At 33.3% G+C, this 2,466-nt stretch carries 2 protein-coding genes; both read left to right on the top strand.

The window, feature by feature from the left end; all coding sequences use genetic code 11:
- Window positions 1–40 precede the first annotated feature (40 nt).
- A complete protein-coding gene (locus GJV03_RS21215) occupies window positions 41–634 on the top strand; it encodes a type 1 fimbrial protein (protein ID WP_154131073.1) in 594 nt (197 codons plus the stop codon).
- A 720-nt stretch (window positions 635–1,354) separates the two neighbouring features.
- Complete coding sequence (locus GJV03_RS21210; RefSeq protein ID WP_154131072.1) at window positions 1,355–1,954, top strand: type 1 fimbrial protein; 600 nt, start codon at window positions 1,355–1,357, stop codon at window positions 1,952–1,954.
- Window positions 1,955–2,466: the final 512 nt, after the last annotated feature.

Here is a 2,466-nt window from a genome sequence, read left to right as displayed (position 1 = left end):
TCGCATGTTTTTGATTCAAACTTTATAAAGGGGTAATTCAATGCAGAAACTGACTTTAGCAATATTGAGTACTTTGGCTTTCACTTTGTCATGCACAAGTGTATTTGCTGTAGATGGCACCATTACAGTAAATGGTGTGGTGACGGATCAAACTTGTACATTAAAAGCTGGCCGACCTTTTACTACTGGCTTGAAAGATCTAATGGTTAGTATGTTTTCAATACCTAAATCATGGTTTACTACAAATCCAACATCAACGGGGTACGCCATGCTTCTGTTCTTAACAAATGCTGATGGTACAGCTAACTGTGATGTAGCAACAACTCAAGCCTTTAAAGGAGTCCATCTCAGTGTAAGTTCACCAACAACTGATTTAGATGCCACAAATAAAACTTTATTGGTGAATAGAGCCATAGGTGCTCCTACTAAAAATCCTGTGTTCATTGCAATGTATGCAAACAACGGTAAAACTGTGAATTTTTCTGAACCTTGGGGAACTCAAGCGAAAAGTTTAATCTATAATTTTAATGGTGAGACATATCTAGTATACGGTGTAGCATATGTTTCCAAGACAGGAATTGTCGATGCTCAGAATTACACGGCAAAGATAAATTATACCATGCACTATAATTAAATTTTTTATGTTGGTTTTAGTTGGGAAGTATAGGTTTACTGGTGCCTTAGAGCGTAAAATTTTAAAAACTGCAATTCATTGCAGTTTTTTGCTTCATCATTTATTAGGATTTTATAAAAATAAATCTCTATCCTTAAAGGATTTGTACAGTCTCATTCTAGATTGAAAAGTTAAATGAATTTGTAAGGGTGATGTCTCACTTTTTGTAGAGGGATGCCAAACCTTGCGCTGCTAAATCTGTAGCGGTGCCTCTCCTTAGTTATTACATTCTTACGCTGTTACATTCTTGCGCTAAAAACAAAGCAGTGCTTTGTTTTTGCTCAAGCACTTTTTCTGTTGCCGCATGTTAAAAACAATCTGTATGACGATATGAGGTAAAAAGTAAAAGAAGTTTAATTTATATTGTGTTAAATTTTCTTTATCGTTTTTAAGATATTGTTTTTAAATAATTAAATTTTAATTATTACTTTTAGTAAAGTGTTTTAATGAGAAAAAATCAATGTAAAAGTGTGATGTATAAAGCATTATATGTAAGGTATTGTTAACCAGTTTTATTTTAATCTGTGAGTCATTCCGAAATAAAAGCAGCGTTTAAACTAAAAAATAACCAGAGTCGCATCTGTTTAGCATGACTCCTTTATTTCAATTTTTTTTAAACGGTAAAGGGATAACAGTCATCACACGAACACATTCATTATTAAAATTTACGAGATTGATTTCATGAAAAAACTCACTTTAACTGCATTCAGTGCTTTGGCTTTAAGCTTGACGAGTAGCAGCGTATTTGCTGTAGATGGAACAATCACCGTCAATGGTGTGGTGACGGACCAAACTTGTACATTACAAGGTTATAACAATGCAACGGGACTTCAAGATATAACGGTTAAGATACTCACTGTGCCTAAATCATCATTTTCGCCTACAGATCCATCATCTTCAGTACAGAACACTTTTACTCTACAATTAACAAATGCTAGCGGTACGGGTAAATGTGATGCTGCCACAAGTAAAGCCCTTCAAGGGATCCATCTAAGTGCAATTTCAGCAACTGACTTAGATGCAGCCGATAAAACATTATTGATCAATAAATCCCTAGATGCTTCTACCACCAACCCTGTTTTTTTTCGAATATTCAATTACGCTGGTGTTCTTGTAGATTTTTCTGCGCCTTGGGGAACTCAGGCGAGAAGTCCAGTGACTCCAGACATTACTGGTTATAAAAGATTTATAAGTTATACTGCACAGTATTTTACCAAGACTGGAGTTGTTGATGCTCAAAATGCGCATGCAATAGTCAATTATACCATGCACTATAATTAATTTTGGGTATGTGGATTTTAGCTGCTAAGCATAGATTTACTGGTGCTTTAGAAAGTTAAAATTTAAAAAAACTGCAATTCATTGCAGTTTTTTTGTCATTCGGCTTGTTGCATAAGTCTTTTTTAAAAGCATAGATCGATATAAAAATTCCTCTCATCCCCACTTTCTCACAAAGAGAGAAAGCACTTTGAATAGCAATATGATTTACGCCACACGATCATTTTTGATTGATGAACGAAATCGATTGAATATCATTTTATAAAAAATCATAAGTGTTTTAATGAATATTCAGTCAATGATGTTGATGGGTAATACTTTGGATACATATAGCATATCTCAATAAGAAAGCTGGATGATAAGGTCATTTATATGATTGAAAAATGATAAAGCATATTATTTTAGTCAGGTTAAATTTGGACAGGCAAAAATGATTTTATTTATATTAAATCATATTTCGATATGCTGTAAATGGTGTTTAAAATTAAGATAAAATTTAAATTTTGATCATTTGT

Source organism: Acinetobacter sp. RIT698, from assembly GCF_009668065.1.
GTDB classification, from domain to species: Bacteria; Pseudomonadota; Gammaproteobacteria; order Pseudomonadales; family Moraxellaceae; genus Acinetobacter; species Acinetobacter guillouiae.
Note: the sequence above shows the minus strand (reverse complement) of the source record. Positions and strands in the feature narration are given on the sequence as shown.

Excerpts from the sequence above, each read along its gene's own strand:
- GJV03_RS21215 (WP_154131073.1), top strand. The coding sequence starts at position 41 with ATGCAGAAACTGACTTTAGCAATATTGAGTACTTTGGCTTTCACTTTG.
- GJV03_RS21210 (WP_154131072.1), top strand. The coding sequence starts at position 1,355 with ATGAAAAAACTCACTTTAACTGCATTCAGTGCTTTGGCTTTAAGCTTG.